This window comes from Alcanivorax sp. MD8A (assembly GCF_002888555.1).
In the GTDB taxonomy this organism is placed as follows: domain Bacteria; phylum Pseudomonadota; class Gammaproteobacteria; order Pseudomonadales; family Alcanivoracaceae; genus Alcanivorax.
In genome coordinates, this window is record NZ_AQOQ01000060.1 from 1 (window position 1) to 6,841 (window position 6,841).

Genomic DNA, 6,841 nt, shown 5'->3' on the forward strand with positions numbered 1-6,841 from the left:
TTCAGGACACGCTGAGCATGCAAGGAGTTGTTCAGAGGTTCCCTGAACGTGGTGGTGGAGATGCCGGGCACACGGCACAGACGAAAAACCGCGTTGCCATCTGTTGTTCAGGGCGTGCCGCTTTTCATTTCAACCGGGAGAGAAGTATGAGTACCAACCTGTTTAACCTTGAGGGCAAGATTGCCCTGGTCACTGGTGCCAGCCGTGGTATTGGCGAAGAAATTGCCAGGCTGCTGGCCGAGCAGGGGGCACATGTCATTGTGTCCAGTCGCAAGATCGATGACTGTCAGGTGGTCGCCGATGCCATCAAGGCGGGGGGGGGCAAGGCGGAGGCCTATGCCTGTCACGTGGGTGAGCTGGCACAGATTCAGGCCATCTTTTCCCACATCCGTGAGGTGCACGGCAAGCTGGATATTCTGGTCAACAATGCGGCGGCCAATCCTTTCTTCGGGCATATCCTGGATACCCCGGTCGATGCCTTCGACAAGACTGTGGATGTGAACCTGCGTGGTTATTTCTACATGTCCGTGGAAGGGGCCAAGTTGATGCGCGAACACGGTGGTGGTGCCATCGTGAACACAGCCTCGATCAATGGCATCAGCCCTGGCGACATGCAGGGTGTGTATTCCATTTCGAAAGCGGCGGTGATCAGCATGACCAAGTCCTTTGCCCAGGAATGTGCCCAGTTCAACGTTCGCGTCAACGCGCTGTTGCCGGGCCTGACCAAGACCAAATTTGCCGGTGCCCTGTTCACCAACGACGACATTTACCAAACCGCCATTTCCCAGATTCCCATGCGTCGCCATGCGGAGCCAAAAGAAATGGCCGGTACCGTGCTGTATCTGGTGTCCGATGCCAGCAGCTACGTGACGGGTGAATGTGTGGTGGTTGATGGTGGGTTCACTATCTGAGTTATCAGTTATGAGCTATCAGCTACAAGCTAAGAGCTAAGAACTGACAGCTGACAGCTCATGGCTCATGGCTCATAGCTGATGGCTGATAGCTGCCGTTTGGAGAACATAATGGATCCGATTCTCGATTTTACCGGCAAGACTGTCTTGATCACTGGCGCGGCCAGCGGGTTTGGCAAGTTGCTGGCGCAGGAGCTGGGCAAGCGCGGCGCGGCGCTGGTGCTGGGTGACATCAACATGGATGCCCTGAATGCCCAGGCAGATGCCCTGGCCGGGCAAGGCGTGAAAGTGGCAGCGCTGCGTTGTGATGTTTCCCGCGAAGCCGACTGCAAGGCCATGGTCGATACCGCGCTGGCCCAGTTCGGTCACCTGGATATGGCGGTGAACAATGCCGGCATCGCCCACGGTTTTATTCCCTTTGATCAGCTCACCGAAGAAGTGCTGGATCAGCAGGTCGGCGTCAACGTCAAAGGCGTGATGTACGGCATGAAACACCAGATCGCGGCCATGAAGGAAAACGGGGGCAGCATCGTCAACGTGAGCTCCATGGCGGGCCTCGGTGGGGCACCCAAGATTGGTGCCTACTCAGCGGCCAAGCATGCGGTGATCGGCCTGACCCGCACTGCAGCGGTAGAATTTGCCAAGCGCAACATCCGCGTGAATGCGGTGTGCCCGTTCTACACCCATACGCCCATGGTGGACGAAGGCAACCTGTCCGAGAACAAGGATACGGTGCATGCCATGTTGGCGGCGGGTTGCCCCATGAAGCGTCTCGGCCAGCCGGAAGAAATTGTCACGGTAATGCTGATGATGTTGTCGCCGGCGAACAGCTACATGAATGGCCAGGCGATTGCCGTGGATGGCGGGGTGTCAGCGTTCTGATCGTTGTTGCGGGTTCCTGTCCCGGCCGTATGCGCCGGGGTGGGAGCGTTTGAGTTCTACCAGTTCAGGGTGACGCCAGCGTAGTAACCCAGACCCGGACCGGGTTCGAAGTAGCCACGCTCGCTAACCGGTCGGTCGCTGTTGGCGTTGATTCGCAGGTTGCTGTAATACCCGCGGTCGAGCAGGTTGTTAATGCCCGCAAACAGACTCCACCGTTGTTTCCCCAGGCGCCATTGCTTGCCGCCTTTCAGATTGATCAGCAGCTCACTTCCCACTCGGGTGACATTGGTATTTTCGGCATAGCGATGCGAGCTGAATATCCCTTCCAGAGCGGCAAACAGGCCGCTTTCGTTTTGCCAGTATGCTTCGGCGTAGAGATGATGCTCTGGTAAGCCGGGTAGCCGTTTCCCGCTCACATCGGCCTGTTGCTGGTTGTCCTGAAACTCCACAAAACGAAAATCGGACCAGGTCCATGACAGCGCCAGCGTGAGCTGGTCGGTAGTGGCATGCTCCAGAGACAGCTCAATACCATCACGGCGGGTTTTGCCCGCATTTTGGTAGAAGGTGCGCCCATTCAGATCGTAGGGGGTGATTTCATCGTCAACGTCTACCCGAAACAGGGCGGCCTCCAGGTAGAGCCGGTCCAGCAAGCTGCTGCGTACGCCAAGCTCCATGTTTACGGCGGTCTGTGAGGTGAGCGCTGGATTAAAGCCGCCCGCACCGGAGGGATTGGCCAGTTCGGTGAAGGTCGGGCTTTCAAACGCGGTGCCGGTGTTGGCGTAAAGGGTGTGGTGGCGTGAAAGCTGCCAGGCTAGGCCAGCGCTGTAGCTGGTTTCGTCAAACGCCCGTTCGCCACTGTTATCGCCGTCACCCAACAGGTGATCGTCGATGGTCATGCGTAACCGGTCGGTTCGGGCCCCAACGGTGAGCATCAGGTTGTCGGTCACATGGCTGTCCAGTTGCATGAAAACCCCGCTGGCCGTGGCGTACTGATCCTCATCAGCGGTGACCGAGGTAATCGCCCCGTTGGCATTGACCGCATGGCGCCCCCGGGCATCTTGTTGGCGGTCTGCATCCAGTCCGACCAGAAGTCGGTGAGGCCGATCCCGCACAGTGAAGGGCAGGGTGGCATCCAGGCGGGCGCCGTAGAAAAGACGGTGGTAATCAATCAGGCTGCTGCCAGGAAACGGAAGTTGCTGTTGAAAGTCCCGCTGGCTGACAAACAGCCGGGCGTTGATCACCGCATTGCCCAGGGCGTCATCGCGATAGTGCAGGCCAAGACGCTGCTGATCGACCGTCTGGCCGGCGTCCAGCGTGTTCGAAAAGCGGGTGGCCATGTGACGGTCCTGATGAGCCTGTTGGCGGGTGAGTCCGCCCGGGTCGTTGGCATAGGGCGTATCCATGGCCGTCAGGAAAACGGTGAGGGCACGATCCTCGTCAGGTTGCCAACCGGCTTGTCCTGTTAACTGATACTTGCGTACCTCGCTCTGCTCTCGGTGGCCGGCATAGTCCAGTGCTGTCAGGCTGAAGGCCTGGTGGCTTCGCTGATGGTGACTACTGGCCTGAACGTTGGCCTGGCGCAGGGCATCATTGCCGCCGATCACTGTGGCACTGGCGGATTCTGTTACTGGCTGGGCCGCGGTGCGGATATCCACCAGGCCACCGGTAGCATTGCCGTACAGCAGACTGCTGGGGCCTCGAAGTATGGTGAGTTGTTCCACCGCGAAGAGATCAATGCTGTCCAGCTGCGACTGACCGTCTGGCAGTGTCTCCGGGAACCCATCCACGTTCACCCGCAGTCCGCGTACCCCAAACGGCGAGCGAGCACCGAAGCCCCGGGACGATAGGCGCAGGCCCTGGGCAAAATTGTAGCGGTTCTGCAGATACAGCCCGGGCACCCGGTTAAGGCTTTCATCCAGTTGCAGGCGAGGTTGGGCTTGCTGCCGCCGATCCGCCTCTATCACTGTGATGGCGGCAGGGGTATCGGCCAGAGGGCGTTCCATGCGGGTGCTGGTGACGGACACCGGTTCCAGTATCGGTGTTTCGTTCCCTTCAGCCTGGGACGCCAGCACCAGCAGCGCAAAAAAAGACGGAGATTTCATGTACAGCATTCCATGGTGGGTAATGTTGTACAGGACACGCGAGTCAAAGAAAACGGTAACGTTCGGCGGGCGTTGCTCTCTCAAACGTTAGCGGCCCTCTCCCGCTTGCGGGAGAGGGCGACAGTGAGAGGGAAAGGGGCGGATGACGGATGTCCGTCGTCAGTGAAGCTTTTTACGCGTCTTCTTGCGCTGGCTGGCCTGCTCATGTTGTTCGGTCAGCATGCCGTCCTTGCCAAAGAGGCGCTCACGCCATTCGTCCAGCAACGCATCGGTATCGTGCTGGGATGGGTGGAAACCCGGCTTGAAGAAATCCAGGTATTGCGGCCAGAGCTTGGTAAACAGGCCTTTGCGCCCAAACAGGAATTTTAGCCCTTTCCAGTTGTTGCGCAGGTCCAGCAATTTGCCATCGGAGGCCAGCATCTGCGCCTGAAAAATCCCGATGACGGCAAAGAAAACAACGGTCACCGGAATCATGGTGCCGGCCCGCAGCAAGTAGTTGCCGCTGACTTTTTCATACACATCGTAGGCAACCGTCTTGTGCTCGTTTTCTTCCAGCGCATGCCACAGCCACAGTTTCAGTGTCTCCGGGTCGGCCAGTTCGCGGTGGGACTCATCGCGCAGCAGCTGCTCGGCGATGATGGCGGTGTAATGTTCCAGGCTCACGGTGGCAGACAGCTGGAAAATCTTGGGGGTGAATTTTTTGACCCCTCCCAGCAATTTGCCCAGGGTCTTGTCCAGCTTTTCGGTGGGATAGCCGAATTTCTGGCCCAGTTCGTTCCAGGCTTCGTGCTCCTTGCTGTGCATGGCTTCCTGACCGATAAAGCCGGCCACCTGCGCTTTAAGCGTCGGATCAGTAATGTCCTTGCGGTAGTGCCGAACGGCCTGCACAAAGAAATCTTCCCCTTCCGGGAAGAGGGTGGACAGGGTGATCCAGAATGCGCTCAGGAACGGGTCGTCCGCATAGAAATAGCGTTTGGCGGTGGTGGCATCAAACTCAAAGTCCAGCCGACGTGGGGGGATGTTCACGGTGGCGCCAAATGGTACCTTTTCTGCGGTCTTGGTCTGGGTCTTGTTGATGCTGTCGGAAGCTGTTGTTGTCATAAATCCTCCTGGTCCCGGTCTGTCTGACCGTTATATGTCACACTGTGACATTGATCAATGTAATGATGATCAGGGGTGGACGCGGAGGGGTAAATGGCACTTCGGCGCCCGGGGGAGGGCGCCAGTGCCAGTACACAAAACAAGGGGTTTTGTGTCCGTTAATGACTGACCGATGGGCTCAGGAGTCAGCCGGGCAGGAACAGTGACTTGATTTCCAGGAACTCATCGAACCCGAAACGTCCCCATTCGCGGCCGATCCCGGATTGCTTGTAGCCACCAAAGGCGGCCTGGAAATCCGGGCCGGCGCCGTTCAGGTGCACATTGCCCGTACGCAGGCGATTGGCAATCTGCCGGGCCTGATCGTTATCCCCGAACACATAGCCAGACAGGCCGTAATCGGTGTCGTTGGCGATGGCGACGGCTTCTTCAAGGTCCTGGTACGGGATCATGGTCAGTACCGGGCCGAAGATTTCCTCGCGAGCGATGGTCATCTGGTTGTTGGCACGGCTGAACACCGTGGGCTGGACAAAGTAGCCGGTGTCCAGGCCCTCGGGCATGGCGGTGCCTCCGCATACCAGGGTGGCGCCTTCCTCGATGCCTTTCTCGATCAGTGCCTTTACCCGCTGATGCTGGCGGCCATTGGCGATTGGTCCCATGACGGTGGCGTTGTCGGCCGGGTTGCCTACGGCAATGCTGGCACAGACGCGGGCGGCAATCTGTTCTGCTGCGTCGAGCTGGTCGGCGGGAACCAGCATGCGTGACGGCGCATTACAGCTTTGGCCGGTGTTGTTCATCATTGCCCGCACCCCGTGGGTCACGGCCTGTTCCAGATCACAACCGGGCAACAGGATGTTGGCGGATTTGCCGCCCAGTTCCAGTGACACTCGTTTGATGGTGTCGGCGGCTTCCTTGCTCACCGAGGCGCCAGCCCGGGTGGAGCCTGTCAGCGAGACCACATCAATGCGCGGGTCGGACGAGAGCTGAGGACCGACTTTGGCGCCATCGCCGTACACCATGTTGAACACGCCGGCAGGCAGGCCAATCTCGTCGATCATTTGCCCCAGCAGGTTGGCGGACAGGGCCGCGAATTCACTGGGCTTGAGTACCACTGTGCAGCCCACGGCGAGGGCCGGAGCCAGCTTGCACATGATCTGGTTCATGGGCCAGTTCCATGGCGTGATCAGTGCACAGACACCTGCGGGCTCGTGACGAATCACCGAGCCGCCCTGGGTTTCCTCAAAGGGGAAGTCGCGGGCGATTTCGATGGCGTTGTTGAGGTGTGCCATACCAGCGGGGGCTTGGGCCTTGCTGGCCAGTCCGATGGGGGCGCCCATCTCTCGGCTGATGGCGTCGGCAATTTCGGGCAGGCGTTGTTGGTACAGCGCCAGCAGCTTTTCCAGGTACTCGAGTCGGGTGGCCAGCGGCGTTTCACTCCAGCCAGTAAAGGCGGCAGTGGCCGCGGCGATGGCGCTGTCGATGTCTGCCGCTTCGCCAAGCGGAATCTGTGCTTCAGGTTGTTCCGTGGCGGGGTTGATCACGGCGTGAGTCTGGCAGCCGGAAGAAGGGGTGACCCAGCGACCATTGATATAGAACTGTTGCAGCGTATCCATGGAAACGTCCTTTGATCGGTTAGCGTGTCCAGTGTAGGTGACTGAATGGCTCATGCCCACAATAATGAAATGATATTTTGAAATATTGACCGGCGCTGGCCTGACATGACATGGTTAGAGCCTGAGCCATTGTGGGTCAAAGGCAACAGGGCCGCCATGGCAAGGCTTATGCATGAAAAACGTGTTTTGTTATATTGGCGCCCCTTGGGAGCCTCTGGATAACTCCTTGCGTGCT

General features: G+C 58.7%; 6 protein-coding genes. 2 read left to right on the plus strand and 4 right to left on the minus strand.

Features of this window, described 5'->3' with window-relative positions:
• Nucleotides 1-146: 146 nt before the first annotated feature.
• On the plus strand, nucleotides 147-911 hold the full coding sequence (locus A15D_RS16720) for an SDR family oxidoreductase (RefSeq protein ID WP_102792855.1): 765 nt from the start codon (nucleotides 147-149) through the stop codon (nucleotides 909-911).
• 111 nt (nucleotides 912-1,022) lie between these two features.
• Nucleotides 1,023-1,793, plus strand: a complete 771-nt coding sequence (locus tag A15D_RS16725; RefSeq protein ID WP_102792856.1) for an SDR family NAD(P)-dependent oxidoreductase — start codon at nucleotides 1,023-1,025, stop codon at nucleotides 1,791-1,793.
• A gap of 56 nt (nucleotides 1,794-1,849) precedes the next feature.
• Here A15D_RS16725 and A15D_RS16730 read toward each other — a convergent pair whose 3' ends face one another.
• The 4 genes from A15D_RS16730 to A15D_RS17425 all read right to left on the minus strand — a co-directional run.
• Entirely contained in the window at nucleotides 1,850-3,895 is a 2,046-nt protein-coding gene (locus A15D_RS16730; protein ID WP_233192286.1) for a TonB-dependent receptor, read from the minus strand.
• Nucleotides 3,896-4,054: 159 nt separating this feature from the next.
• Nucleotides 4,055-4,996: a metal-dependent hydrolase gene (locus A15D_RS16735; protein WP_102792857.1), complete on the minus strand. Its 942-nt coding sequence runs from the start codon at nucleotides 4,994-4,996 to the stop codon at nucleotides 4,055-4,057.
• A 185-nt stretch (nucleotides 4,997-5,181) separates the two neighbouring features.
• On the minus strand, nucleotides 5,182-6,606 hold the full coding sequence (locus A15D_RS16740; protein WP_102792858.1) for an aldehyde dehydrogenase family protein: 1,425 nt from the start codon (nucleotides 6,604-6,606) through the stop codon (nucleotides 5,182-5,184).
• Between the two features lie 50 nt (nucleotides 6,607-6,656).
• Nucleotides 6,657-6,841 (minus strand): hypothetical protein (locus A15D_RS17425; protein WP_233192287.1); only part of this gene is annotated, 185 nt, incomplete at its 5' end.

Coding starts and splice junctions, on each gene's coding strand:
- A15D_RS16735 (WP_102792857.1), bottom strand. CDS start 4,996: ATGACAACAACAGCTTCCGACAGCATCAACAAGACCCAGACCAAGACC.
- A15D_RS16725 (WP_102792856.1), top strand. CDS start 1,023: ATGGATCCGATTCTCGATTTTACCGGCAAGACTGTCTTGATCACTGGC.
- A15D_RS16720 (WP_102792855.1), top strand. CDS start 147: ATGAGTACCAACCTGTTTAACCTTGAGGGCAAGATTGCCCTGGTCACT.
- A15D_RS16730 (WP_233192286.1), bottom strand. CDS start 3,895: ATGAAATCTCCGTCTTTTTTTGCGCTGCTGGTGCTGGCGTCCCAGGCT.
- A15D_RS16740 (WP_102792858.1), bottom strand. CDS start 6,606: ATGGATACGCTGCAACAGTTCTATATCAATGGTCGCTGGGTCACCCCT.